The organism is Sorangium sp. So ce406 (assembly GCF_051474675.1).
Taxonomy (GTDB): domain Bacteria; phylum Myxococcota_A; class Polyangia; order Polyangiales; family Polyangiaceae; genus Sorangium; species Sorangium cellulosum_G.
In genome coordinates, this window is the sequence record NZ_CP150340.1 from 986,716 (window position 1) to 1,011,726 (window position 25,011).

A 25,011-nucleotide genomic window follows, 5' to 3' on the forward strand; every position below is an offset into this window, starting at 1 on the left:
CGCTCCCTCCTCCTCGTCTCGACGCCCTCCGCTCGCCAGCGACCGACCTCCACCCTCGTTCGCCCCGCGCACCAGCGCGCGGCAGCGCACCGCGTTCCTCGTCTTCCGAAGGTTCCGAGGACGCGCGCGCCGGCCGCGCCTTGACCGCCGGAGCGCGAGCGCCGCGCGGCGCTGCCCGAGCCCACCCCCTGCCCGGCGCGCTTTACTCCGCGCGCTTCGGTTCGCTACTCTCCGCCATCGTCATGCGTTGCGCACAGATGAGACCCCCTTCGGAGGCGTCGCAGGCGAGATGACGGTTCAGGCACCCGAGGGGCAGGTGGAAAGCATGACGGCCCTGATCGCGCGTCTTCGCGCGGAGCAAGGCGACCAACCGGAGCGACAGCTCCAGGCGCTGCTGCTGCATGAGCTCGGCGCGCTCGAGGAGGCGCTCGGCGAGGAGCCCACGGCGGCGCGCGACTACCTCGCCGCGTTCAACGCGGATCCGCAGTTCCGCGAGCCGCTCGAGGCGCTCGTCCGCATCCTCACGCGGCGCAAATCGATCAAGAACCTCGGCAAGCTGCTCGACGCGCTCACGCGCGCCGCGGCCACGCCCGAGGAGCGGGCGCGCGCGTTCTGGGAGCGCGCCGCGTACCTCCAGGATCACGAGCAGAACCTCTCGGCGGCCAAGGAGGCGCTCGAGGAGGCGGCGCTCAGCAACCCGGAGGACGCGACGCCGTGGCTCGAGCTCGAGCTCATCGCGGCCAAGGAGGGCGACCTCGCCGGCCGGATGCGCGCGATCGAGGCCCGCGCCGAGCTCGCGACCGACCCGACGTGGAAGGGGCTGCTCTTCATCGAGCTCGCCGACCTCGCCGCGGCGACCGAGAACGTCGAGCGCGCCTACGAGCTGCTCGACGCGGCCGCGGCGCTCGAGGGCCGGGCCCGCTTCAGGTCGCAGCTCGCGCTGGAGGCCATCGCGCGCCGCGAGGAGGACCTCGGCGCGCTCGCGCGCGCCCTCGAGGGGCAGGCCGAGCTCATCGCCGACGCGCTCGACGACGAGGCGAGCGGCGAGGCCAACGGCGTCCCGCGGCACATGCGCAGGCCGGAGTACGCGGCCGACGCGTGGCTCCGCGCCGCCGAGCTGACGCAGCGCGCGGGGACGGGCGGCTTCGCGTCGCTCCTCGAGCGCGCCGCCGAACGGCTGCCCCAGTCGGCGCTGCTCGGGCGGGCGCGCATCGCCGCGCTCGAGGCCGCCGGCGAGGCGGAGGCCGCCGCCGGCCTGGCGAAGCAGGAGATCGCGCGCGGCGCGAGCGGGCCCGGCGCCGCGGCGCTGTGGCTGCGCATCGCCGAGGCGGCGGCGCTCGCGAGCGATCGCGAGGCCGCGCTCGCGGCGCTCCGGAGCGCGCTCGCGGCCGACCCGCAGTGCATCCCGGCGCGCGCGCTGGAGATCGACCTGCTCGGCGACGGCCAGGATCCGTCCGCGTTCGCCGCGTCGCTCGAGGCGACCGCGGCGTCGTACGGCAGCGACGAGGCGCGCGGGCGCGCGCTGCTCCTCGCGGCGTACGTCTGGGCGGTGCGGACCGACGACGTCGGCGCGGCGAAGGCGGCGCTGTCGCAGGCCGGCATGGCCGGCGTCCACCCGGGCGTGCTCGCGCGCTTCGGGCGGTCGTTCGCGGCGCTGCGCGGCGACGCGGCCTGGTACGAGGAGTCGACGAAGCGGCTGCTCTCGACCGGCGTCGACCCGGCCGAGAAGGCGAGCCTGTGGTTCGAGATCGGCCGGAGCCGCCTGCTCCGGGGCGACGCGGACGGCGCCGAGGGCGCCTTCGCCGAGCTCGCCGCCGCCGGCGCGGACGACGGCGCCGCCCCCAACGCGTGGCTCGGGAGGGCGCTCGGCGCCTTCGCCGTCGACCTCGTGCGCAGCCGGCGCGAGCCCGGCGACGAGGCCGGCGCCGCCCCGCGGCGCTCGCCGACGGTGATCGAGGCGCTCGCCGAGGTCGAGGGCGAGGACACCGCGCGCGGGCTCTGGCTCGTCGCGGCCCTGCGCAGCGCCCGCGACGGCGAGCTGGATCGCGCGCGCACCCGGCTCCGCGCGCTCTTCGAGCGCTCCGCGGACGACCAGGTCGTCGCGGTGTTCCTGGCCGAGCTGGACCGGCGCGCCGGCAGCCCCACCTCCGCGGCCGCCACGCTCTCCACCTGCGCCGCGGCGATCGACGACGCCGATCTCTCCGCGGCGCTCCACATCGAGGCGGCCATCCTCCTCTGGCGCGCCGGCGAGCGCGGCCGCGCCGTCGACGAGCTCGAGGCGGCGCGCGGCAAGGCGGCGCGGGCGGGCGCGACGATGCTCACCTGGGCGCTCCGCGGCCACGAGGCGAACGACCTCCAGAGCCGGCGCCGCGCCCTCGAGGTGGCGGGCGAGGCGGGCGAGGACCCGGCGGCGCTCGCGCTCTCGCGGTTCGGCCTCGAGGTCGGCGCCGCCGAGGGCGGCGACCCGGACGAGGCGCTCGCGACGCTCGAGGCGCTGGAGTCGCAGGCGAGCGACGATCTCGCCCTGGCGGCCGCGCTCGGGAGGCTCCTCTGGCAGCCCGCCCTCGAGCAGCGGAGCGCCGTCGAGCGCGCGCTCGACTACATCGAGGAGCGGGGCGACGGCGCCGCGTCCATCGCGCACGCCGAGCGCTTCCGCCTGACGCGCACCCTCGACCAGGACCGCGCGCGCACCGCGTCGCGCGCCGCCGCGTGGGCCGCGGCCGACCCGAGCCCGCACGCCGACCTCGAGTGGCTCGGCGCGGCGCTCGGCGCCGAGGACCGCGATGCGGAGGTCGCCGCGCGCAGCGCCCTCGCGCGGCACCTGGAGGGCGAGGCCCGCGCCGCGATGGAGGCCTCGGCCGCGATCGTCGGCGCGCTCGACCAGCCGAACCTGCCGCGGCCGTTCCTCTCGGGCGAGCACGCGCCGGCGCAGCTCGCCAACCTCGAGCTCGCGCTCCCCGGCTGCGATCCGCGGCGCCGCGCGGCGGCGCTTCACGGGCTCGGCGACGCGCTCGGCGAGGACGCGCAGCTCACCGCGCTCGGCCTCGCGGGCTGGTCGGACTTCGCCGCCGGCGATCACGAGCGGGCGCTCGCCGCGTTCCGCACCGTGGTCGAGCGGCGGCCCGACGACATCGCCGCCTGGGAGGGCGTCCGCGCCACGTCGGAGGCGCTCCGCGACCCCGTGTCGACCGCGCTCGCCGCGGCGCAGCTCGGGGCGCTCTGCAAGGACGACGCGCGCGGCGCGGAGTTCTGGGAGAGCGCCGGGCTCCTGCTCCTCGAGCACACCGACGCCCACGACGACGCGGAGATCGCGTTCGATCGCGCGTTCGGGCGCGACCCGCGGCGCGGCGTCGCCTTCGACCGGCTGTTCCGCCGGGTCCGCGCGCGCAACGAGGACGACCGGCTGCTCGACATCATCGAGCGGCGGCTCGGCGTGGCGGAGAGCGACCTCGAGATCTGCAAGCTGTTCTGGGAGCGCGCGCGCGTGCTCCGCAAGAAGGGCAAGCTCGACGAGGCGCTCGCCGCGCTCGAGAACGTGACGCTGCTCGAGCCGGACCACATCGGCGCGCTGGCGCTCTCGGCCGACATCTCCAAGGCGCAGGGCGACCTCGGCCAGGCGGCGGCCTTCTACGCCGAGCTCTCGCGCGTCGCGAAGGCGCCGGGGGAGCAGCGCCTCATGTCCGGGATCACCGCGGTCGACGCGTACGAGAAGCTGGGCGAGCACGACAGGGCGCTCGAGGTGCTGGTCGGCCTGCACCGGGCCGGCCTGTCGACGCTCCCCGTCCGCGAGCGCCTCGTCCGGGTCGCCGCCCGGGTCGGCTCCTGGGACGAGGCCACGCGCCTGCTCGAGGAGCTCATGGTCGAGCGCGACACCCCCGCCGGCCGCGTCGAGGCGGCGCGGCTCGCGATGGCGATCTACCGCGACCAGCTCCGCGCCCCGCGCCGCGCCGAGAAGGCGGCCGCGAAGCTCCTCGAGGAGGCGCCGGACGACGGCGAGGCGATCGATCTCGTCCTCACGACGGACTACGAGCCCGCGTTCCGCACCCGCGTGCTCGGCCGCGCCAAGTCGACGCTGATCCACGCGCTCGCGTCCGACCCGATCGACGCCGACCGGGTCGCGCTCCTCGCGAAGATCGCGGGCGCCGGCCAGGACGCGGCGCTCCGGCAGGCCACGCTGGGCGCGCTCGTCGCGCTCGGCCGGGTCGACGAGGGAATCAGCGCGGAGCTCAGGAAGATCGACGCCCGCGTCCCGGCGCGCCCGCAGATCGCCCTCGACGCCAAGGCCATGGCCGAGATCGCCGATCCGCTCGACACCGGGCCGGTCGGCGAGCTGTTCGCGAAGATGGCCGAGACGATCACCATGGCGCTCGGCCCCTCGCTCGTGTCGCTCGGCGTGGGCAAGAAGGACCGCATCGACTCGCGCGGCGGCCATCCGCTGCGCGTCGCGGTCGCCGAGTGGATGGGCGCGCTGAGCTTCGAGACCGACTTCGAGCTCTACGTCGGCGGCCCGAGCCCGCGCGGCGCCACCGGCGTCTATGGCCAGCTCCCCGCGCTCGTGCTCGGCCCCGAGATCACGACGCCGCTCGACGCCGCCTCGCGCTCGGCGATCGCGCGCGAGGCGTTCGCGCTGCGCCGGGGCATCACGTCGCTCAGGACCCGGGACGACAACACCGTCGCCTCGCTCGTCGCGGCCGCCTGCATCGAGTCGGGCCTCGCGGTCCCGCACCCGCCCTACGCCGTCTTCGGCGAGGTCTCGCGGGCCATCCACAGGGAGATGTCGCGCGCGACCCGGAAGGCCATCGCCGAGGTGTGCCAGCGCATCGTCTCGAGCCAGCAGGACCCGCACCGCTGGGCGCAGGCCGCCCGCAGGAGCATCGATCGCATGGCCGTCATCGCCGCCGGCGACGTCTCGCTGGTGCTCTCGGACATCCTCGGTACCCCGCGCGAGCAGCTCGGCGGCGTCGTCGCCGAGAGCGAACGGGCGCGCCAGCTCGTCGCGTTCGTCCTGTCGCAGAGCTACCTCGAGCTCCGGAAGAAGCTCGGGATGGGGGTCCGGTGAGCAAGAATCCGCAATCCAAGAGCTCCTCTGGCAACGGCGGCGAGGAGGGCACCCCGTCGCAGGAGAAGATCACCGTCCCGCCGCCGGCGATGTACGGCGCGGCGGTGTCCGAGGGCGACGTCGAGGAGGCCACGCTCCTCGCCAAGATCCCCGACGAGCTCATCAAGTCGATCCGCGCCGCCGAGGAGGGGGAGCGCGTCGGCGAGGGCGGCCTGAAGCAGCTCTTCTCCCGCGAGCCGGTGCCGGTGCCCGCGCGGCCCGCGCAGAGCGCCGGAGAGAGCGACGCGCTGATCGACATGCTCTTCGAGGACCAGCGCGTGGACGACGCCGACGACGGCGTCGTGACCTCGGCGCCCGCCCTGACCGGCGCGCGCCGCAACGCCGCGCCGCCGCCCGCGCCGCCGGCGCCGCCGCGGCCGCCCGTGTCGACGCCCACGCCGCCGCGGCCGACGTCGTCCGCGCCGCCGCGCCCCGCGTCGCTGCCCCGCCCCGCGGTCCCACCCCGCTCGGGCAGGCCGGGCGACGTGAAGGCGTCGCTCGGCGGCGATCTCACGCCCAGCGATCGCACGCCGAGGATCCCGCCGCCCGCCGCGTCCGCGAGGTTCACGGCGCCGCGTCCGCCGTCCGCCGCCGTCGCGCCGCCTCCGCTGCCTCCGCCGTCCAGGCGATCGGAGCCCGTGCAGGACGAGGACACCGCCGAGCCGGGCGACCGCGCGACGCCGATCCCCGACGGCGGCGACCCTCCGTTCGAGTTCGCGCCCCCCAGCGTCGTCAGCAGCAGGCGCCCCGCCCCGACGAGGGGCTTCGGGGACGATCTCGCGGGCGGCATCGAGGACGAGGACACGACGGGCTTCGACGACGAGGAGACCAAGGCCCTCGACGAGCCCGGGCCCACGACCCGGCCGTACGCCGGCGAGCCGTCTGCCCCCGCCGACCTCTGGGGAAAGGCCGCGATCGAGAGCGATCCCGGCGAGCTCATCGACGAGTCGAGCCTGATCCACGGGCATGTCGACGCCGACGCCGACGACGATCTCGCGAAGACGCGCGTCGCGGACCGGCGGCCGTCGGTCCGCTCGGCGTTCGAGCCGCCGCGCTCGGTCGCGCCTGCCCGCGAGCCCGAGAGCCTGCCGCCGCTGCCCTCCATCCCGCCGCCCGCGTCCGTGTTCCCTGGCGAGCAGGACGCGAGCGCCATCCTCGTCCAGTCGCAGCAGCGCGACGTCTGGGCGGCGCGCGCCGCGTGGCTCCGCGCCGAGGCCGAGCTCATCGAGGACCCGACCGCCAGGTCGCGCGCCCTCCTGCCCGTCGCCGAGCTCTACGTGATGGCCGGCGAGGACGCGACCGCCCGCGCCGTCGCCGCCGAGGCGCGCGATCTCTCCCCGGGCCTCGTCTTCGCGCACCGGCAGCACCGAGGGCTCCTGATGCGCGAGGGGGATCTGCCCGGCGCGCTCGACGCGCTCGAGGCCGAGACCCGCATCCTCGGCACGCCGGCCGCGCGCTGCCACAACCTGGTGCTCGGCGCCGAGCTCTCCCGCATCTCGCTCGCCGACCCCGAGGGCGCGCACAAGCGCCTGGAGCTCGCGGCCCGGATCCACCCCGTCGACCCGCGCGCGCACGTGCAGCGCTTCTGCGAGGCGCTCGCGGCGCCGGACGCGGACGCGGCGGCCTCCGCCACCATCGCCAAGTTCCGCCTCCCCGACGCGCCCGAGCTCGCTCCGCTCGCCGCGGCGTGCGCCCAGGTCGCCGCGCACCGGGGCGCGCCGCGCCGCGCCCGCACCGCGCCGGCCACCCCGTACGAGGCGCTGCTCCGCGCCCGCGCCCTGCTGCGCGCCGGCGATCTCGCCGAGGGCCTCGCGAGCCTCGAGCCCCTCGGAGACACCTCGCTCGCGCCCGCGGCCGCCTGGCTCACCGCCGCGCTGGGCGCCGCGCGCAGGGAGACCCGCCCGGCGGCGCTCGCCGCGCTCCGCAGCGTCACGTCCGGCTCCCACGGCGGCCAGGCGCGCCGCGCCCTCGCCGCGCAGGCGATCGAGCTCGGCGACACCGCCGCGGCCCGCGGCGCCACGCTCGAGGACGGCGGCGCCGGCGGCGCGTTCTCGCCGGCCGATCACGTCGTCCTCGCGGCGCTCGCCGGCGGATCCGCCGGCGAGATCGAGCCGTGGCTCGACGCCCTCGCCGGCGATCCCGAGTTCGCGCCGCTCTGCGCCGCCGCGAGCGCCGCCCTGAGCGACCCGGGCGCCGCGGCCGACGGCGCGCTCGCGGACGGCGCCCCCGCGCCGAACGGCGTGCGCGCCATCGGCGGCGCGAGCGCCCGCGCCGCCGCGATCCTCGGCCGCGCGCTCTCGCGCGAGGCGATCACCTCCGAGGGCATCGACGCGAGCGACGCCTTCTCCCGCGCGGTGCTCACCTACGGCGACAACGCGCCCGAGAGCCCGCTGTTCCGCGCCCTCGCGCTCGAGCTCGACCTCGACGGCGACCGGGGCGCCCGCGTCGCCAGGAGCGTGGCCGCGTTCCGCGAGGTCGCGTCCGATCGCGACAGCGCGCTCGCCGCCGCCGTCATCGCCGAGATCGCGGGGGATCAGCGCGCCGCGATGAGCGATCTCGATCGCGCCCGCGCCGCGGATCCGCAGCACGAGGGCGCCGCGCGCGCCCGCGCCGCGCAGGAGAGCGGCGTCGGCGCGGCGCGCATCCTCGCGGAGCACGCGCTCACGCTCGAGGAGGGCCCGCGGGCCGCGGTGCTCGTCACCGAGGCCGCGATCCGCCTGCTCGACGGCGGCGACAACGAGGAGGGCGAGCGCCTGCTCTCGCGCGCCGCGCAGATCGACGCGAAGCTCCCCATCGCGCTCCACCTCGGCGAGCGCAGCGCGCGCGCCCGCGTCGATCGCGACGGCCTCCTCGAGTGGCTCAGGACCCGCCGCGAGAGCGCGGCCGATCCGCTGGAGCGGTCTCATGACCTCGTCCGCGAGGCGCTCCTCGTCGCCGAGGCGGATCCCGCGTCGGCCGCGTCGCTCCTCGAGTCGGCACACCGCTCGCGCCCGCAGGACATCGGCCTGCGCGAGCTCTTCGAGCGGCTCGCGCCGGAGCCCCCGGCCGACCGCGCCGCCTGGCGCGCCGAGCGCGCGACCGAGCTGCTGCGCGCGCTCCACGCCGGCGGCGACGACATCGCCGCGGCCGGCATCGAGGCCGCCCGCCTCGCGCTCGAGGCCGCCCTCGAGTACGAGCGCGCCGGCGATCTCGGCCAGGCCGCCGCGTGCGCCCGCCAGGCGATCACCGCGGGCGACGAGGCGCTCGGGCCGATCGCCCTCCACCGCGCCGCCGTCGCCGGCCACGGCACCGGCGAGCTCGTCGACGCGTTGATCCCGCGCGCCCGCGAGGCGACGGACGTCGTCGAGCGCCTCGAGATCTACGAGCGGCTCGCGGAGCTCGACGAGCTCGGGCGCAGGGACGCCGGCAGCGCGCTCCTCTGGCGCCGCTCGATCCTCGAGGAGACGCCGCACCACCTCCCGACGCTCCGCAAGGTCGCCTCCTACCTCATCGGCGAGGGGCGCGACGAGGAGCTCGAGCCGATCGCCCTCGAGGTCGCGCGCGTCCTCGACGGCCCGGAGGCGATCGCGCACGCGCTCCTGTCGGCGCGGCTGCGCATGCGCGTGCTCCCGTGGGAGGAGACGTTCGAGCCGGTCCAGATCGCGTACCGGAACGAGCCGCGGGGCATCTGGGCGCTGCGCCAGATGGCCGCCCACGCCCGCGCGAAGGCGGATCACGCCCTCGCGATCGAGGCGGAGCGCCAGCTCATCGAGCGCACCGATCGCCCGTCCGAGGCCGCCGCCCTGTCGGTGCGCGCCGCCAAGGACGCGCTCCTCGCCGGCTCGATCGAGGACGCCGTCGCCTTCTTCCGGCACGCGATCACGCTCGTCCCGCATTACCTCGTCGCGCACCTCGATCTCGCCGACGCGCTCGAGCGCGGCGGCGACGCGGCGGCCGCCGCCGCGGCGCTCGAGTCCGCGGCGGGCGCCAGCGTCGGCTCCGAGGGGCGCGCGCACTCGCTCTACGCCGCGGCCGTGCTCTGGCAGGACAAGGTCCAGAACGCCGCGCGGGCTCGCGACGTCCTCGAGGCGGTCGCCACGGTCGACCCGTCGTACGCCGACGTCTTCTCGCGGCTCAAGGCGATCTACGTCGCCGAGGGCGCGCGCGCCGAGCTGGCCGCGCTGCTCGAGCGCCGCCTCGACGCGGTGACCGATCCGACGGAGCGCGTCGAGATGGAGGTCCTCCGCGGCCGGGCGCTCGCCGACGTGGGCGACGCGGCCGCCGCCAAGCGGGCGCTCGCCGCCGCGCTCGACGCGAACCCCGACCACGTCGAGGCCCTGTCCGCGTTCGCCGACGTCTGCGCCGGCGAGGGCGACTGGACCGGCGCCGAGCAGGCGTGGATCCGCCTCGCGCGCCTCGTCCCCGATCCCGAGAAGCAGGCCGCGATCTACCTCCGCCTCGGCGAGCTCTACGACGAGCACCTCCCGAACGCCGAGCGCGCCGAGCTCGCGTACCAGGAGATCCTGAAGCGCGCGCCGGGCGACGTGGGCGCGCGCGAGCGCCTCGTCGCGCTCTACAAGCGCGCCGGCGACGGCGCCCGCGCGCTGGAGCAGCAGAACCTCCTCATCAACGCCGCGGAGGCGCCCGAGCTGAAGTGCCGCCGCACCGCGGAGCTCGCCGAGATCCACGAGTCGATGGGCGAGATGAAGAAGGCCGAGGCCACGCTGCTCACCGCGCGCAAGACGTGGCCGAAGGACGACTTCGCGCTCGGCGCGCTGGCCCGCTTCTACCAGCGCACCGAGCAGACCGCCGCGGCGAACGTCCTGCTCGACCGCGCCCTCGCCGACGCGCGGCGCGCGCTCAACACCGGCCGCTTCGAGCCGTACCTGTTCTCGACGGTCGCCACGGTCGCCGAGCTCCGCGGCCGCGCCGGCGCGTCCCGGATCGCGCGCGCGACGGTCGCCGCGCTCGACGGCCGCGACGCCGCGATGGGCGGCGCGGGCAACGCCGCCGGCGCCGCCCGCCTCGACGCCCACCTCGCGCCGGAGCTCATGACCCCGGCGTTCCGCGAGCTCCTGCTGAAGACGGGCCCGCTGCTCGACACCGCGGTGGCGTTCGATCTCGACTCGATCCGCGCGACGCCGCTGCCGCCGCAGCACGCCGACATCACCGACCTGGCCCGCAGCGTCGGGGCGGCGTACGGCCTCCCCAACCTGCAGGTCTACATGACGGCCGCGCTCGGCGCCGTCTGCGTGCCGGCGTCCACGAGCCCGCCCAGGATCGTCCTCGGCCAGTCGCTCGTCACCTCGCCGCGCGAGGACGTCCGGCTCTTCCTCATCCACCGCGCGGTCAAGATCCTCCAGACCAACGCCTCGGCCTTCTCGCGGACGGCGCCGATCGATCTCTGGCCGCTGCTCGCGGCCTACCTGAAGGCCTTCTCCCCGTCGTGGTCGCCGCAGGGCGCGGACGCCGGGCGCCTCCGCGAGTACCAGGGCCGCATCGATCGCGCGATGTCGGGCGGCGCGGATCCGAAGCTGGGCATCCTCGCCGCGGACGTCATCGGCTCGATCGGCAACCGCGCCTCGACCCTCAACACGGCGATCAACGGCTGGGGCAACCGAGCCGCCTTCCTCGCGGTGGGCGATCTCAGCATTGCGCTCACGGGCATCGCCTGGGCGGGCGGCCACACGAACGCCCCGCCCGCCGCGGGCAAGGACCGCATCACCTGGATCGGCCGCAACGCCGAGGCGCGCGACCTCATCGTCTTCGCCGTGAGCGACGGCCTGGCCGAGGCGCGGGAGCATCTCGGGTTCAACGAGTGACGCGGCGCGGGCGCTCCTCGCCGGGCGCCGTCGCGCTATGTTGAGCGCGCGTCTCGCGATCACTTCGCCATCGCGGGGGCTCGCTTGGCCGCGTATGCTCCGCCGCCCGCCAGCGAGCGCTTCGCCGCTCTCATCCAGCGTCGGCTGTCCACTCCTCACGAGCCATGACCACGACCCTCAAGGCCAAGCGCCGCGTCTCCTACGACTGCTCGAAGTGCCCGGCCTACTGCTGCTCCATCTACGAGCGGGTCGAGGTGACGCCCCGCGACCTGCGGCGGCTCGCCCGCCATTTCGGCCTCACGGTCGAGGCCGCCGAGAAGCGCTTCACGAAGCGCTACAACGATGAGCGTATTCTCCGGCGGCAGTCCGATCCGCTGCTCGGCCGTGTCTGCCGTTTCCTCGACCTCACGACGCGTGGCTGCACGATCTACGAGGCGCGCCCCGAGGTCTGCCGCGATTACCCCGGCAGACCGCGGTGCGGCTACTACGACATGCTCCAGTTCGAACGGGAGACGCAGGACGATCCCAACGTGATGCCGCTCGTGCAGATCACGTTCCGATCGAGGACCCCGGCGGGCTAGCTCGTTCAGGACGCGGGCTTCACGCCATCTCGCTGAGCTCGTCGGCCACGTCGGCCGCGTCCGTTACGTCTGCTTGCGCCGCGGCGCTCGCCTTCGCTCGCTCGTGCAGCCACTCTTCCGGTCGGTCGGCGGGGTAGACCCGCAGCGACCCGTCCGCCGGGCCGAGCAGATCGTCCATGCGCGCGACGCCCGTGATCCGCTGCGCCGCCATCAGGCCAGAGATCGAGGCGCCGGCCACCCCGTGGCTCAGCGTGCTCGCGCCGCACTGGTACAGCCCCGGGATCCTCGTCCCGATGGAGAACGACAGCGGCCCGAGCTGCCACGGCGTCTTGGCGGTGCCGTAGGCGGCGCCCCGATGCGAGGCGCAGTAGAAGTCGTTCGTCAGCGGCGTCGCCACCGAGCGAAACACGATCGCGCGGGAGATGCCGGGGATGATGTTCTCCGCCGCGGCGATCACCTGATCTCCGAGCGACTCCTTCAGCGCCTCGTAGTCTGCCCCCCGCTCGCCCGTGCGCGTCTCCTTCCAGCGCGTGAAGGGGCCGTGGGGCACGAACGTGAACATCTCGACCGTGTGGTGATCTCCCCGCGTCGGGTGGCCCGGGTCCTTCAGCGTCGTGATGGTCAGGAACAGGCCGTCCACCTCGCCGCGCGGGAGCTGGTACTCCATCCGCTCGTAGATCCGGCCCACGTCCTTTCCGCGGTACCACCAGTAGTTGCCTGAGTCGTAGCCCATGCCCCGGAGGTCCATGTCCACGGCGCAGAACACGCTGAGCAGGCTGGTGGAGTACTCCATCCGCCGGATCTTGCGGCGCTCTCGGGCGGTCAGCTCCGGCGGGAGCAGCTCCCCGTAGGTGATCGCCGGGTCCGCGTTCGAGACGACGCTCGCCGCTCGGAGGATCTCGCCGCCTTCCAGCTCCACGCCCGCCGCGCGCCCCCGCTCGACGAGGATTCGCCTCACCCGCGCGTGCATCCGGACCTGCCCTCCGAGCCGCCGCAGCGCCCTGACCATCGCGAGCGGGATGCGCTTGGCGCCGCCGCGCGGGTAATACCCACCGTTGAGATAGTGGCAAACGATGCTCGCGTGGATCGGCAGCGCCACGCGCGACGGCGCGAGGCCGTGGTCGCCCCCCTGCGCGGCCAGGATCGCGCGCAGCAGCGGATCGCGGATCGTCGCGTCCAGCAGGTCCTCCTGGGTGCGGAGCCCCCAGCGCACCAGGTTCGGCGCCTTGAACGGCAGGAGCAGCGCCTTCGGGAACTCGAGCATCGTGTCGAGCCGCGCGAGGTCGCCGCTCAGCCCGCGGACGACGCGGAAGTACCTCTCCAGCCCGGCGGCCTCGTGGGGGAACCGCGCCGTGAGCCGGGCGAGCAGCCGCTCGAACCCCTTGGGCACGTCGAACCGCTCGTCGCCGATGATCAGGTGATCGAGCCCGTCCGGGTTGAGCTCGCAGAACTCCAGATCTCGCGAGAGGCCGAGCCCCTCGTAGAGCCGCCTCACGGCGCCTCCGGGCCCCAGCTCGCCGATGTAGTGCACGCCCGGGCTGAACAGATATCCATTCAGCGAGAAGCTGTGGGTCCACCCCCCGGGGAGGTAATGTTGCTCGACGACGATCACCTTCTGCCCCGCACGCGCGAGCGCGAGCGCGGCGGTGAGCCCGCCGGGGCCTGATCCGATCACGACGGTATCCGCGTGCATCCTGCGTCCCCCCTGGGACTCCGATGCTCCGGGGAGGATCCCGGCTGCGCGCCATGGCATCCATCCCCCGCGCCGCCAGGACTCCTGTCCAGCTGCGCCCGCGGTTCAGCTCACTTGCCGGCGTCCGTCGGCGCCCCGGCGTCCGGCGGGGTCCTGTCCGCCTTCTCCATGTTCATGAGCGGCAGCGGGCACACGACCGGCACGGCGCGCGCGGGCGTCTGCGCCGACTCGCGCATGCACGTCTTGCCCGTCAGGCGGACGCGCTCGCCCACCTGGAGGTCGGGCGGGCACACGATCGCCTGGGAGGCCGAGACGAGGTCGCCGTCGATCCAGAACAGCTCGCACCCGTCGTCCGTCCGCCGCAGGTGGTAGTACCGCGTCGGCCGCCGCGGCGCGGGCGTGCCTTCTGCCGCGAGCGCCGCGCCCGCATCGCTGCTCGGCGCCCCCGCGCCCTGGCTCCCCGCGTCGCCCTGGCACGCCGCGGTCCCGGCGAGGAGCGCGGCCACGAGCATCCGGCCCGGTCGGCGCTGCGATGTCGGCGGCGGCATGGGAGCGCCCTCCGGACCGGCCGCGATCAGCGGCTCGGGAAGAACATGATGGCCATTTTCGTGAGGAAGAAGTCGGCGATCAGGATGGTGATCGACGTCACCACGACCGTGCGGGTCGTCGAGTGGCCGACGCCCTCGGTCCCACCCCGCGTGATCAGCCCGAAGTGGCACCCGACGAGCGCGATGATCGCCCCGAAGAAGGGCGTCTTGTACATCCCGCTGAAGTAATCCATGAACGTGACGGAGCTGAGCGCCGTCCTCAGGAAGAACCCGGCGGGGATGCCGAACTCGGTCGCCGAGATCAGCATCGCGCCGCCGAAGCCCATCACGAGCGCGAACGCGCCGAGCACGGGCATCACCACGATGCTCGCGAGGAGCCGGGGCAGCACGAGCTTCTTCAGCGGGTCGGCGCCGAGGGCCCGGATGGCGTCGATCTGCTCGGTGACGGCCATCGACCCGACCTCGGCCGCGATGCCGGCGCCGATGCGGCCGCCGACGATGACGGCCGTCAGCGTCGGCGCCAGCTCGCGCGAGAAGGACAGGCCGATGATGCGCCCCGTGTACTCCATGCCGCCGAACTTCTGGAGGCCGATGGCGAACTGGACCGCCATGACCATCCCGACGAACAGCGCCGTCACGGACGCGATGGCGGCCGAGCGTACGCCCAGCGACTCCATCTGATAGATGGTCGAGCGGATCTCGAGCGGCCGATCGAAGATGGCCTTGATCGCCCCCCAGGTCATCCGCCCGAACTGCCCGAGGTGCTCCACGAACCCGACGGCCGTATCGTTGATCTTGGCCAGCAGGGGAGGGAGGGGCGGCGGAGCCAGGCTGTTCGGCGGCAGGCTGCTTGGGCCCACGCTGGCGGGAGCCGGGTTGATCGAGGAGGGCGGCGCCTCCGTGGTCCGTTTGGGCTCAGTCGTCATCGGCGGGCAGGGTCGAGAAGCCGCGGACCATCCGCGTGAACGCAGGTTCGCCGGCGGCGTAGCGGGCGGGATCTGCAATGAGGAGCATGTCGTACACGCACCCGTTCTTCTTGAGCACCCAGACGTCGAACACCTTCGGCACCCCGTCGAGCTTCGCCGAGATCACGGTGTGCAGCGCCTCGCGCCCGTCGAACGGGACGAGCTCCTGCTTCAGCACCTCGCGCTCGGTGAAGTGCAGGAACAGGTGGTTGGTCAGCGAGATGAGCGGGACGTCCTCCTCGTTCTTGCAGCGCCCGTTCAGCGCGATCGTCGCCCCGTTCGCGTCGTCGCGGTACGCCACCGCCGCGTCCGACACCGAGATCTGCCGCCAGCTCGCCGGCGCCGGCGGCACGCGGAACGCCACGTCCGGGCCGCGGTAGATCGTCCCGTCGAACGACGGGCCTCCGCAGCCGGCGAGCGCGAGCGCGAGGAGCATGGCCCCGGCGGCCGCTGTCGCGGTCGCAGAGCCGGCGGCGGTGGGGCGCCTTCGGAGGGGTCGTCGCATCGCTGCGGGCCGACGCTATCACGCTTTTGCATCATGGGCGAACCACGAGCGCCCTGGCCGTTCCGGGCGCGGTCCTCCGGATCGCTCGCCCATGCCCGGCCGTCCGGCGCCCGCCGCGCGCCGTGTCGGCGCGCCCCTTACCAGCCCCAGGGATCTCGCCGTCGCGGCGCGTCCCACGGCGCGTCGCGTCGCGGCGCGGCGCGGCGCGGTGTCGCGCGCCATTGCTGCCAGCGCTCGTGCTGGCGCGGGGTGCGCCCCACCATGAAGAGGCGCACGAGGAAGAGCCCGGCGACGAACCCCCCGAGGTGCGCGAAGAACGCCACGCCGCCGCTGCGCACGCCGATCGAGCCGAGCCCGTTCAGCAGGTTCACCACGAAGTACTCGAGGATGACCAGCCACGCCGGGAGCTCCAGGAACAGGCCGAAGATGAACCACAGGAGGAAGATCGGGTTCAGCACCGTGATCGGCGAGCGCGGGTACAGCGACGCGTACGCCGCCAGCACGCCCGAGATGGCGCCCGAGGCGCCCACCATCGGGATCAGCGAGCCGGGGTCGATCCAGATCTGCGCGCCCGCGGCGGCGATGCCCGACAGCACATAGAACGCCGCGTAGCGGAGGCTGCCGAGCGCGTCCTCGACGTTGTCGCCGAAGATCCAGAGGAACAGCATGTTCCCCCCGAGGTGCGCCCACCCCGTCGGATCGTGCATGAACATGCTGCTGAAGACCGTCCACCACGTGTCGGTCGGCTCCCGGAGCAGGTGCAGCGGCACGAGGCCCCACGCGGAGAGCACCCGCTCGGGCGAGAGCCCGGCCGAGATCATCGACCGCATCCAGAAGAAGCCGAGGAGGTTGAGCGCGATCAGCAGGTAGTTGACGATCGGCACCTTGCGGGTCGGCAGTTGGTCTCGGACGGGCAGCATCGCGTTTTACTTAAGCACGCGGGCCCGTGACAGCATCCGTCTGCCTTGATAGACCCGGGGCGATGTCCGAGCTGCGCCTCCACGACACGCTGACCCAGAAGCTCGCCCCGCTCGTCCCGCGGCGGCCCGGCGAGGTCCGCATGTACTGCTGCGGCCCGACGACCTACGACGTCGCGCACGTGGGGCACGGCCGCGCCGCGCTCACCCCGGACGTCCTCGTCCGCCACCTGAGGGCCCGCGGCCTCCGCGTCGTCTACGTCCGCAATATCACGGACGTCGACGACAAGATCCTCCAGCGAGCGGCCGAGTCCGGCGAGCCCCCGATGGATCTGTCGGCCCGCATGGCGTGCCTCTACCGCGACGACGTCGCCGCCCTCGGCTGCCTCGAGCCCGACGTCGAGCCGAAGGTCTCGGAGCACATCCCGGAGGTCGTCGCGCTCATCGAGCGGCTGATCGAGCGGGGCGCGGCCTACGTGGTCGAGCGGCCCGGGGACGTGCGCGACGTGTACTACGCCGTCCGCAGCTTCCCCTCGTACGGCAAGCTCTCGAAGCGCAACCTCGATGATCTCCGGGTCGGCGCCCGCGTCGGGCCGTGCGAGGACAAGCGCGACCCGCTCGACTTCGCGCTCTGGAAGGGGGTCGCCTCCGGCGGGTGGGGCTGGGACAGCCCGTGGGGCAAGGGGCGGCCCGGGTGGCACATCGAGTGCTCCGCCATGTCGAGCCGCTACCTCGGGGCCGGCTTCGACGTCCACTGCGGCGGCATGGATCTCGTCTTTCCCCACCACGAGAACGAGATCGCCCAGAGCGAGGCCGCCCATCCGGACGAGGCGCCGCTCGCCTCGATCTGGATCCACAACGGCTTCGTCAACGTCGACAAGGAGAAGATGGCGAAGTCGCTCGGCAACTTCGTCAAGCTCCGCGACGTCTACGCCCGCAACGACCCGGAGGCGCTCCGCTACTTCCTGCTCACGGTCCACTACCGGGGCCCGATCGAGTTCGACACCGAGCGGCGCGACGACGGCCGCGTCGTCTTCCCCGGCGTGGTCGAGGCCGAGCGCCGCGTCGACTACCTCTACGCGACGCTCGATCGACTCTCCGCGCTCATCGGCCCGTCCGGCGAGGGCGCCCCGCCGGCAGTCCCGGAGAGGCTCCCCAAGGGCTTCGCGGCGCTCCTTGCGCTCGCGGACAGCGCCCCGGGCCGCGCCGCTGCGGCGCTGGACGACGACCTCAACACCCCCGTCGCGCTCTCGGTCATCGCCGAGGTCGCCAAGGCGGCCAACGAGCTCGCCGACATCGCGCAGCGGCGGCGGAAGGACCAGGACGTCGCCCACGCCGCGCCGCCGCTCGCGCGCCGCCTCCACGCGGCGCTGCGGTCGTCGCTCGACGCCCTCGGCCTGCTGCAGACGCCGCCGTCGGTCTACCAGGCCCGCACGCAGGAGCGGCGCCTCGGGCTCCTCGGCAAGACCCGGCAGGCGATCGAGGCGAAGCTCGCCGAGCGCGCCGAGGCGCGCGCCGCGAAGGACTTCGCGCGGAGCGACGCCCTCCGGCGGGAGCTCGAGTGCGACGGCATCGAGGTTGCCGACTCTCCTACCGGTACGACATTCCGGGTGGGCGTTTGAGGCGCCCTGCCGCGACGCGCTCCCCGGCCGCCGCTGGCCTCTGCACCAGTGGACGAAAACGGCAGGGGGATCTAGGTTTCCGCCCGATGCGGGCCGGCTGCGGCCCGCGTCCCCTGCAGCTCCTGCAGCCAGGAACGATGACGGACGACCATGGCTCGTGATCTCTACTCCGTGCTCGGCGTCTCGCGCGATGCGGACGAGGACACCATCAAGAAGGCGTTCCGCAAGCTCGCGATGAAGTACCACCCGGACAAGAGCCCGGGGAAGGCCAACGAGCAGAAGTTCAAGGAGATCAACCAGGCGCACGAGGTGCTGAGCGACAAGGCGAAGCGCGCGCTCTACGACGAGTTCGGCGAGGAGAGCCTCTCGCAGAACTTCGATCCCGAGCGCGCCCGCGCCTACCGCCGCTACGCCAACGCCCGGGCGGCGGGCGGCGGGCGCGGCGGCCCCGGCGGCTTCGATGTGCAGGAGATCTTCGGCAACAACCCCGGCGCCGGCGGCGGCGATTTCAGCGACATCCTCGGCGACCTCTTCGGCCGCGCCCGCGCCGGCGGCGGCGGCGCGGGCCGCCGCGCCCACCCGATGCGCAGCCGCGGCGGCGACGTCGAGCAGGACCTCACCATCGATTTCGTCTCCGCGGTGCGGGGCACGACGCTCCAGCTCCAGCGCGCCGACGACCCGGAGCCCGTGACGGTGCGCGTCCCGCCCGGCGCCGCCGAGGGGAGCCGCCTGCGCATCCGCGGTCAGGGCGGACCGGGCGTGGGCGGCGGCGAGCCCGGCGATCTGCTGCTCAACATCCACGTCACGCCGCACCCGTTCTTCAAGCGCGAGGGCGACGACCTCCACCTCGACGTGCCCGTCACCCTCGGAGAGGCGTACCGGGGGGAGAAGATCCGCATCCCCACGCCCGACGGCGAGGTCACGCTCAAGATCCCGCCGCGCACCCAGACCGGCCAGGTGATCCGGCTGCGCGGCAAGGGCATCGCCCGCAAGGGAAAGGAGCCGGGGGATCTCTACGTGAAGTTCCTCGTGCACGTCCCGACGGTCGACGACCCCGAGGTGGCGAAGGCGATCGAGGTGCTCGACGGCAAGGTCGAGGCGCCGCGCGGCGACCTCAGGTTCTGAGCCCGCGGCCGCGCGTCCTCCTCGGCGCGCGCGCCCCTCGGGTAGAGCGTCCATGAAGCCGCCCTTCGCGATCGATCCCCGGCCTCTCCTCGCGGCGGCCGTCGCGCTCTCCGCGTGCACCGCCGCGGCCCCGCCGCGCCCGGCCCCGCCTGCGTCCGGCCTCCCGGCGCCTGCCGTCGTCCGGCCTGCGCCCGTCCCGGCGACCGCACCGGCGCCCGCCGTCGCTCCCCTCGATCCGCGCGCACCGGCCGCGGCTTCAGCGTCCGCGCCCGACGCGCCCGCCGAGCCCTCGCCCGCCGCGGCCGGCGTGCCTGACGGGCCCTCGATCGAGATCGAGCCGCCCTACAAGCTCGGCCAGCACCCCGTGCCTCGCGGCCAGGCCGAGGCTGCCGAGCGCGATCGCTGGAACGCCGGGGGCAGGGGAGATCCTCCGGCGCCGCCGCCTCCGGCCGAGGGGCACCCGCTGCCGCGGATCATCGTGGACATCGACAAGGTGAAGGGGCCGCTCAAGGCGCGCGAGGTGGAGCGCGCCGCGCGGCGGCAGCTCTGGATCCACGTGTACTCGTGCTACCGGCTGCGCGCGTACCGGGATCCCTCGCTGCACGGCAAGACGACCGTGCGGCTCACGGTGAGCCGCAGCGGCAAGGTGACGGGCGCGCGCGCGACGGCCTCCACGCTCTCCGCGCCGGACGTCGTCTCGTGCCTCGCCGAGCGCGCGCGAGCGCTCTCGCTGCCCAGGGCCAAGGCGGGCTCCACGGTGGTGGCCACGCTGCAGGTCTATCCCGGCGACGACCCGGTCGAGCCCCCGCCGTCCGTCCTCGCTCCCGGCACCGGCGAGCTCCAGCCCGAGGCGATCGCGGCCGCTGCAGCCGAGGCGTTGCCCGCGTGGCGGAGCTGCTACGAGGCGGCGCTCGCGGGCGCGCCGGCGCTCTGGGGCCGCCTCGCGATCCGCTTCCACGTGACGGACACCGGCGCCGTCGATGAGGCCTTCGAGGTCGAGTCGCGCTTCCCGGACGAACGGCTCACGCGCTGCGTGCTCCGGCGCGCGCGCGCGCTCACGTTCCCGGCGCCGGAGGGCGGCGACCTGCGGATCGTCGTGCCGCTCCGGCTCTCGCCCGACCCGCAGAGCCCTGGACGCTAGCTGCCTCACAGGCCCCGCGCGTCCGGCGCGCTCCCCCCGTGCGAACGCTCACAGCGCAAGCATGGCCAAGGCGGCCGCGCAAGCGAACTGTGCAGCGAGAAATTGCGCGCCCGGGTGTATGTGCAACTTTTCTATGGGGGAGGAGGCTCAGGTACATGGATCTCTCACCGGGCACCATCATTGGGGGGAATTATCTGCTGGAGCGGCAGCTCGTGCGTCCTGGCGCGCGGGTCACGCGCGACCGAGGTTCGGTCTGGGTCGCGCGTGATCGGCAGCTCGGCGCGCGCGTCGCGCTCAAGCTCTTCTGCCCCGACCAGGTGAGCGCCACGGGGGATCTCCTCCGCATCGAGCGTTGGCTCCGCGCCGCCGCCGGGCTCTCGTCGCGGCACGTCGTGCGCGTGCGCGATCACGGCGTCGAGGACGGCGCGGTCTACCTGGCGATGGACCTGCTCTCCGGCGAGGATCTCGCGGCGCGCCTGCAGCGGCGCAGCCGGCTGTCGCTCCAGGAAGCCGCGCGCATCGCCGCGCACGGCGGAGAGGCGCTGCGGCGCGCCCACGCCGCGGGCCTCCTCCACCAGTGCCTCCGTCCGGAGAGCTTCTTCCTCGCGCAGGAAGGCGGCGAGGAGATCGTGAAGGTGCTCGACTTCGCGCTGCCGAGGACGGTCACGCCGCGGCTCGTCTGCGAGATCACGGCCGAGACGAGCGCGAGCTCGCTCCACTACCTCAGCCCCGAGCAGATCCGGTCGGAACGGACACTCGATGCGCAGACCGATCTCTGGTCGCTGGCCGCGGTGCTCTTCCACGCGGTGACCGGCCACCTCCCGTTCCCTGGCGACATCGCCAGCGTCGTCGCCTCGAAGATCCTGCTCGCTCCGGCCCCCGCGGCGACGCAGCTCGTGCCGAGCCTGCCGCCCGCGCTCGACGGCTTCTTCGAGAAGGCGTTCGCGCGCGATCGTGCCCGGCGCTTCCGGTCGGTGGAGGAGCTCGTCGAGTCGTTCGTCTGCATCGCGGATCTCGCGCCGCCGCCGTCGTCCGGTCTGCTGCGCCCGCCCGCCGCTGCGCGCGTGGCGCGCGCTGCTCCGGCGCGCGCGCTGGTCGCGGCGTTCGCGCGCGCAAAGGCCGCGGCTGCCGGCCCTCCTCCTCCGACCGAGCCCGTCTTCGATCCGCCGGGCGCGGACCGCAGGATGCCGCCCGACACGCTGCTCAGCGCGGCGAGCTCCGCCTTTCCGCCCGGGAGCGACGCGCCGGCCGCGCGCGGGCGGTGGACCATCCCGGCCGCCCTGCTCGCGGTGCTCGGCCTGGCGATGCTCGTGACGACCTCGCGGATCGAGCGCCCGACGCTCGCGGCGACGGCCGCGACCGGCGCCCGCGCGGCCGTGCTCTCGGCCGCCGTCGTTGCCGGCCGCGTCGAGGCGCCGCAGCCCGCGCCCGGCGCTGCGTCCTCGGCGCCGTTCCGGCGAGCGCCCCTCGCGCCTCCCCAGCGCAGCGCGCGCGCGACGGTGGCCGCGCCGCCGGGCTCCTCCCCGGGGTCCGCGGTGCAGCCTCGTCCTGTGCGCGCGGGCGCTCCCGCGGAGCCCGCCGCCGCGAGCGGCCGCGTGCGCCACGGCCTCGTGCGCGACTGAGAGGGCGCGGCGCGCGAGCTCCTCGCGCGCGATCGCTCGCTCGATCGATCGATCGATCGAGCGCGGCGCGCGCTCGCGTGTCCGTCGTCCTGCCCGGCGGCCGGCCGCTCTACGCTCCTCGGGACGCGTCGTCCTCGGCGGCGGCCTTCTCGGCGGCGGCCTTCTCGGCGGCCGCCCTCTTCTCCTCGGCGAGGTCGTGCGCCTTGCGCGCCTCCTGCGCCGCCCGGATCGCCGACAGCGGGCCGCGCGCATCGCGGTGCGTCCGTGCGGCCTCGGCGTGGGGCTCGCTTCCGTTCCCGACGCGCGCGCCGGTCATCAGCTCGAAGTGCCCCGACTCGATCCACACGGCGCCGAGCGTGTGCGCGATCTCCGCGTCCTGCGGCCCGAAGTACCCGATAGCGCCGCCGTAGACGCGCCGCGGTCCGACCTCGAGCGCGCGGCTGATCTCGCTCGCGCGCGCCGCGGGCGCGCCGACGGCGCTGCCGATCGAGAAGGCGGCGCGCAGCGCCTCGACCGGCGACGCGCCGCCGGCGCGCGGCGCTGCCGACGGATCCTGCTCGACGCGGACGAGCGTCTCGCCCGACGCGCCCGCGATCGCGAGCCCCGGCGCGAACGGCGACTCCGCGAAGTCGAGGAAGTAGAGGTGCGTCGACGGCGCGAGCAGCCGCAGCGCGCGGTACACGTCGAAGGGATCCGCGCCCCGCAGCGGGGCCCTGAACCTGCGCGCGAGCACGACCTCCTCCGCCTCGCCGGCGGCGATGCGCTGGCGCGCCGCGGCCACCTTCGCGGCGTAGTCCTCGTCGCTCACCGGCGTCTCGAGGTGCTCCGGCAGCGCCTCCGGATCGAGCGCGGGCAGGCTCTGCTGCTCCGGCCCGTGCGACAGCTCCCAGGCGCAGCGGTTCACGGCGCCCTGCGACCGTCCGGCGATGGTCATCGTCTGCGCCGCGCTGTCGAACACGACCACCGTCGCGTCCTTCATGACGCGCCCGAGGTACATCTCCTCGGGCCATGGCTCGATGCCCATGAGCTGGTGCACCGTATCGTAGGAGAGGAAGCCGACCCACGACGCGCAGACGCGGGCCGCCAGCTCTCTCGATGTGTCCGCCGGCGCTGGCTGCCCGAGCCCCTCGTTCAGCGTCGCGAACGGGTCGAACCCGCTCGGGAGGATGCTCTCGGAGCGCGCCCGGTAGCCGAGGATCGCGTAGCGACCCCAGCGCTCGCCGGAGACGGCGGACTCGAACATGAACGACGAGCGGCCCGGCGACTGGGCGCGGAGCGCCGCGTACGCGCGGACCGGCGTGATGTGATCGGCCGGGAGGGTACGGATCACGAGGGGGCTCATCGCGGCCCAGCCTACACGACGTTGCGCCCCCCGGCGAAGGAGGCCAAGGTACGCGGGAGATCACGATGCGAAGCGCGCTCGCTCTCTCATCTCTCCTGTGCCTGGCCGCCTGCGGCGGCGCCGAGCCTGTCCCGGAGGGCGCGCGCACCACCGTCATCTCGCTGCGGAACATCGACTGCGAGGAGTGCGGCGCCGAGCTCGTCACCGATCTTCGCGAGCGCCCCGGCGTCTACGCGGCGTCGTTCGACAGGCGCCGCGCCGAGCTCGCCGTGACCGCGTCGCCGTCGTTCGACGTCACCGGGACGGTCAAGCAGCTCGCCGCCGACGAGGGGTTCGAGGCGGTGCTCGGCGGCGGCAAGGGGCAGTACCTCGGCTGGGCCACGTTCCCCGAGGGCGCGGACGCCCGGACGATCGCGGAGGGCGGCGCGGACATCCCCGATCTCCGCGCGCACGTCGTCCCCGGCAAGGTCACGGTGCTCGATTTCGCCGCGAGCTGGTGCCTGCCGTGCCGCAAGATGGACGCGCACATGGCCGGGGTGCTCGAGGCCCGGCGGGACGTCGCGTACCGCAGGCTCGACGTCGGCGACTGGGACACGCCGCTCGCCCGGCGTTACCTGAAGCAGGTCTCGAAGCTGCCTTACGTGATCGTCTACGACACGAGCGGCGCGCAGGTGGACGCGTTCGCGGGCCTCGAGACCGAGCGGCTCGACGCGGCGATCGAGCGCGGCGCGCGCCGCTGAGCCCGTCGGCTCGCGCGCTCGATCGACGCGCCGATCGGACGACGCGCCGATCGAGCGACGCGCCGATCGGGTCAGTAGTGGCCGAAGAGATCCTGGATGCGCGACTCGAGCGCGACCGCGATCTTGTAGAGCGACGAGATGGACGCCGAGGACTCGGCGCGCTCGATCTGCGAGAGCAGCGACACGCTGAGCCCGGTGCGGCGCGCCATCTGCTTGAGGGTGAGGTCCTTGTCCTTGCGGAGGTTCCGGATCGTGTCGCCGATGACGCGGTGGAGCTGCTCCTCCGGCGTCCGCGCGAGGCCCTTCTTGCGCATCACGCGGGCGAGCACCTCGCGGAACTCGTCGACGTTGAACGGCTTCTTGATGTAGTCGACCGCGTCGAGCTTCATGGACGCGACGGCGCTCTCGAGGTTGGGGAAGCCGGTGAAGATGACGACCGCGATGTCGTTGTCGACCTTGCGGATGCGCTTGAGGACCTCGATGCCGTCGAGCTTCGGCATCATCAGGTCGAGGATGATGAGGTGGTAGCCGCCCGCGCGTACCTCCTCCTCGACCGTCGTTGGGTCGCCCAGCGTCTTGACCTGGTAGCCGTCGCGCTCGAGCAGCGTCTGCATGTAGTCACAGATCGCCCGGTCGTCGTCGACGATCAGGATGCGTACAGCGGGAAGCTCAATTGCCACCTGTTCCTCCTCTCACGACCGGCAAAGCCGGTTCGTCCTGATCCGTTCTGGAAGGGGCCGCACGGGCGGTCCCTGGCTCAACGTTGCGCGAGCAGGGGGCGAGGTCCTCACCGGCGCCACAGGGGCCTCGCTCTCTGCAATGTCTCGGCAACATCGGGATTCCAGTGACACTTTAACACGGCTCGGGCAAGGTAGTCGCGGGAGTTTTTTCTTGCGCTCCACCGATTCTTGGCTTCGTGAAACGTCCGGGGCGCCGGGGTCAGCCGGGGGCAGATGTCGTCGAATTCCCGTGGTTTATCGACGTGCGGTGACCTGGAGGGCGTGTAGGTGCGGGGCGAGCGCGGGGTGTCCCGGCGCACCGTTCGCAAATTCGTATTGACAAGAGGCTCACTCTTGGCGATGTTGCGCGCCCGCTGTTCGGCGGGCGTTGCTTTCGCAGCAGCGTACGGGGCGTAGCGCAGCCTGGTAGCGCACTCGGTTCGGGACCGAGGAGTCGGAGGTTCAAATCCTCTCGCCCCGACTACTTTTTCGACACGCAGGCAGGTCGAGCCGTCGCAGGACGGCCCCTGCCGTCCTCGGTGGCCTCCTGGTCACCCGAACAACACCTCGGCCACGCCACGCCGTGGACAGG

15 protein-coding genes and 1 tRNA gene are annotated in these 25,011 nt (G+C 74.2%); 9 read left to right on the top strand and 7 right to left on the bottom strand.

Annotated features, from left to right (window positions below):
• Window positions 1–325 precede the first annotated feature (325 nt).
• The 3 genes from WME96_RS03690 to WME96_RS03700 all read left to right on the top strand — a co-directional run bounded on the left by WME96_RS03690 (window position 326) and on the right by WME96_RS03700 (window position 11,480).
• Window positions 326–5,059, top strand: a complete 4,734-nt coding sequence (locus tag WME96_RS03690) for a hypothetical protein (protein WP_437288797.1) — start codon at window positions 326–328, stop codon at window positions 5,057–5,059.
• Window positions 5,056–10,899 carry a hypothetical protein gene (locus WME96_RS03695; protein WP_437288798.1) on the top strand — a complete coding sequence of 1,948 codons (5,844 nt, stop codon included), beginning with the start codon at window positions 5,056–5,058 and terminating at the stop codon, window positions 10,897–10,899. The genes WME96_RS03690 and WME96_RS03695 overlap by 4 nt, the downstream gene beginning before the upstream one ends.
• Before the next feature lie 164 nt (window positions 10,900–11,063).
• Entirely contained in the window at window positions 11,064–11,480 is a 417-nt protein-coding gene (locus WME96_RS03700) for a YkgJ family cysteine cluster protein (protein ID WP_061613990.1), read from the top strand.
• Window positions 11,481–11,499: 19 nt separating this feature from the next.
• On the opposite strand, the gene WME96_RS03705 is transcribed toward WME96_RS03700, so the two are convergent.
• The 5 genes from WME96_RS03705 to WME96_RS03725 all read right to left on the bottom strand — a co-directional run bounded on the left by WME96_RS03705 (window position 11,500) and on the right by WME96_RS03725 (window position 16,111).
• Window positions 11,500–13,155 carry a phytoene desaturase family protein gene (locus tag WME96_RS03705; RefSeq protein WP_437288799.1) on the bottom strand — a complete coding sequence of 552 codons (1,656 nt, stop codon included), beginning with the start codon at window positions 13,153–13,155 and terminating at the stop codon, window positions 11,500–11,502.
• 128 nt (window positions 13,156–13,283) lie between these two features.
• Window positions 13,284–13,721, bottom strand: a complete 438-nt coding sequence (locus tag WME96_RS03710; protein ID WP_437288800.1) for a hypothetical protein — start codon at window positions 13,719–13,721, stop codon at window positions 13,284–13,286.
• A gap of 26 nt (window positions 13,722–13,747) precedes the next feature.
• A complete protein-coding gene (locus WME96_RS03715) occupies window positions 13,748–14,647 on the bottom strand; it encodes an MlaE family ABC transporter permease (RefSeq protein WP_437288801.1) in 900 nt (299 codons plus the stop codon).
• On the bottom strand, window positions 14,637–15,191 hold the full coding sequence (locus WME96_RS03720) for a hypothetical protein (RefSeq protein ID WP_437288802.1): 555 nt from the start codon (window positions 15,189–15,191) through the stop codon (window positions 14,637–14,639). The genes WME96_RS03715 and WME96_RS03720 overlap by 11 nt, the downstream gene beginning before the upstream one ends.
• Before the next feature lie 137 nt (window positions 15,192–15,328).
• Window positions 15,329–16,111, bottom strand: a complete 783-nt coding sequence (locus WME96_RS03725) for a rhomboid family intramembrane serine protease (protein WP_437288803.1) — start codon at window positions 16,109–16,111, stop codon at window positions 15,329–15,331.
• Between the two features lie 62 nt (window positions 16,112–16,173).
• On the opposite strand from WME96_RS03725, the gene cysS reads away from it, so the two are divergent.
• The 4 genes from cysS to WME96_RS03745 all read left to right on the top strand — a co-directional run bounded on the left by cysS (window position 16,174) and on the right by WME96_RS03745 (window position 21,618).
• Complete coding sequence (cysS, locus tag WME96_RS03730) at window positions 16,174–17,730, top strand: cysteine--tRNA ligase (RefSeq protein WP_437288804.1); 1,557 nt, start codon at window positions 16,174–16,176, stop codon at window positions 17,728–17,730.
• A 150-nt stretch (window positions 17,731–17,880) separates the two neighbouring features.
• The gene (locus tag WME96_RS03735; protein ID WP_437288805.1) at window positions 17,881–18,855 is read left to right on the top strand and encodes a DnaJ C-terminal domain-containing protein; all 975 of its coding nucleotides are present in this window, start codon (window positions 17,881–17,883) and stop codon (window positions 18,853–18,855) included.
• Window positions 18,856–18,907: 52 nt separating this feature from the next.
• Complete coding sequence (locus WME96_RS03740; protein WP_437288806.1) at window positions 18,908–19,996, top strand: AgmX/PglI C-terminal domain-containing protein; 1,089 nt, start codon at window positions 18,908–18,910, stop codon at window positions 19,994–19,996.
• Window positions 19,997–20,151: 155 nt separating this feature from the next.
• Complete coding sequence (locus WME96_RS03745) at window positions 20,152–21,618, top strand: serine/threonine-protein kinase (protein WP_437288807.1); 1,467 nt, start codon at window positions 20,152–20,154, stop codon at window positions 21,616–21,618.
• A 109-nt stretch (window positions 21,619–21,727) separates the two neighbouring features.
• Here the strand turns inward: WME96_RS03745 and WME96_RS03750 are convergent, their stop codons facing one another.
• On the bottom strand, window positions 21,728–22,960 hold the full coding sequence (locus WME96_RS03750; protein WP_437288808.1) for a chorismate-binding protein: 1,233 nt from the start codon (window positions 22,958–22,960) through the stop codon (window positions 21,728–21,730).
• 65 nt (window positions 22,961–23,025) lie between these two features.
• Here WME96_RS03750 and WME96_RS03755 point away from each other — a divergent pair, with 65 nt between their 5' ends.
• Window positions 23,026–23,700 (top strand): TlpA family protein disulfide reductase, encoded by a 675-nt coding sequence (locus WME96_RS03755; protein WP_437288809.1) that lies wholly within the window; start codon window positions 23,026–23,028, stop codon window positions 23,698–23,700.
• 71 nt (window positions 23,701–23,771) lie between these two features.
• Here WME96_RS03755 and WME96_RS03760 read toward each other — a convergent pair whose 3' ends face one another.
• The gene (locus tag WME96_RS03760; RefSeq protein WP_020732843.1) at window positions 23,772–24,380 is read right to left on the bottom strand and encodes a response regulator; all 609 of its coding nucleotides are present in this window, start codon (window positions 24,378–24,380) and stop codon (window positions 23,772–23,774) included.
• A gap of 446 nt (window positions 24,381–24,826) precedes the next feature.
• Between WME96_RS03760 and WME96_RS03765 the strand changes: the two genes are divergently transcribed.
• A tRNA-Pro gene (locus WME96_RS03765) sits at window positions 24,827–24,900 on the top strand.
• Window positions 24,901–25,011: the final 111 nt, after the last annotated feature.

Coding starts and splice junctions, on each gene's coding strand:
- WME96_RS03710 (WP_437288800.1), bottom strand. CDS start 13,721: ATGCCGCCGCCGACATCGCAGCGCCGACCGGGCCGGATGCTCGTGGCC.
- WME96_RS03750 (WP_437288808.1), bottom strand. CDS start 22,960: ATGAGCCCCCTCGTGATCCGTACCCTCCCGGCCGATCACATCACGCCG.
- cysS (WP_437288804.1), top strand. CDS start 16,174: ATGTCCGAGCTGCGCCTCCACGACACGCTGACCCAGAAGCTCGCCCCG.
- WME96_RS03725 (WP_437288803.1), bottom strand. CDS start 16,111: ATGCTGCCCGTCCGAGACCAACTGCCGACCCGCAAGGTGCCGATCGTC.
- WME96_RS03745 (WP_437288807.1), top strand. CDS start 20,152: ATGGATCTCTCACCGGGCACCATCATTGGGGGGAATTATCTGCTGGAG.
- WME96_RS03720 (WP_437288802.1), bottom strand. CDS start 15,191: ATGCGACGACCCCTCCGAAGGCGCCCCACCGCCGCCGGCTCTGCGACC.
- WME96_RS03715 (WP_437288801.1), bottom strand. CDS start 14,647: ATGACGACTGAGCCCAAACGGACCACGGAGGCGCCGCCCTCCTCGATC.
- WME96_RS03735 (WP_437288805.1), top strand. CDS start 17,881: ATGGCTCGTGATCTCTACTCCGTGCTCGGCGTCTCGCGCGATGCGGAC.
- WME96_RS03755 (WP_437288809.1), top strand. CDS start 23,026: ATGCGAAGCGCGCTCGCTCTCTCATCTCTCCTGTGCCTGGCCGCCTGC.
- WME96_RS03700 (WP_061613990.1), top strand. CDS start 11,064: ATGACCACGACCCTCAAGGCCAAGCGCCGCGTCTCCTACGACTGCTCG.
- WME96_RS03690 (WP_437288797.1), top strand. CDS start 326: ATGACGGCCCTGATCGCGCGTCTTCGCGCGGAGCAAGGCGACCAACCG.
- WME96_RS03740 (WP_437288806.1), top strand. CDS start 18,908: ATGAAGCCGCCCTTCGCGATCGATCCCCGGCCTCTCCTCGCGGCGGCC.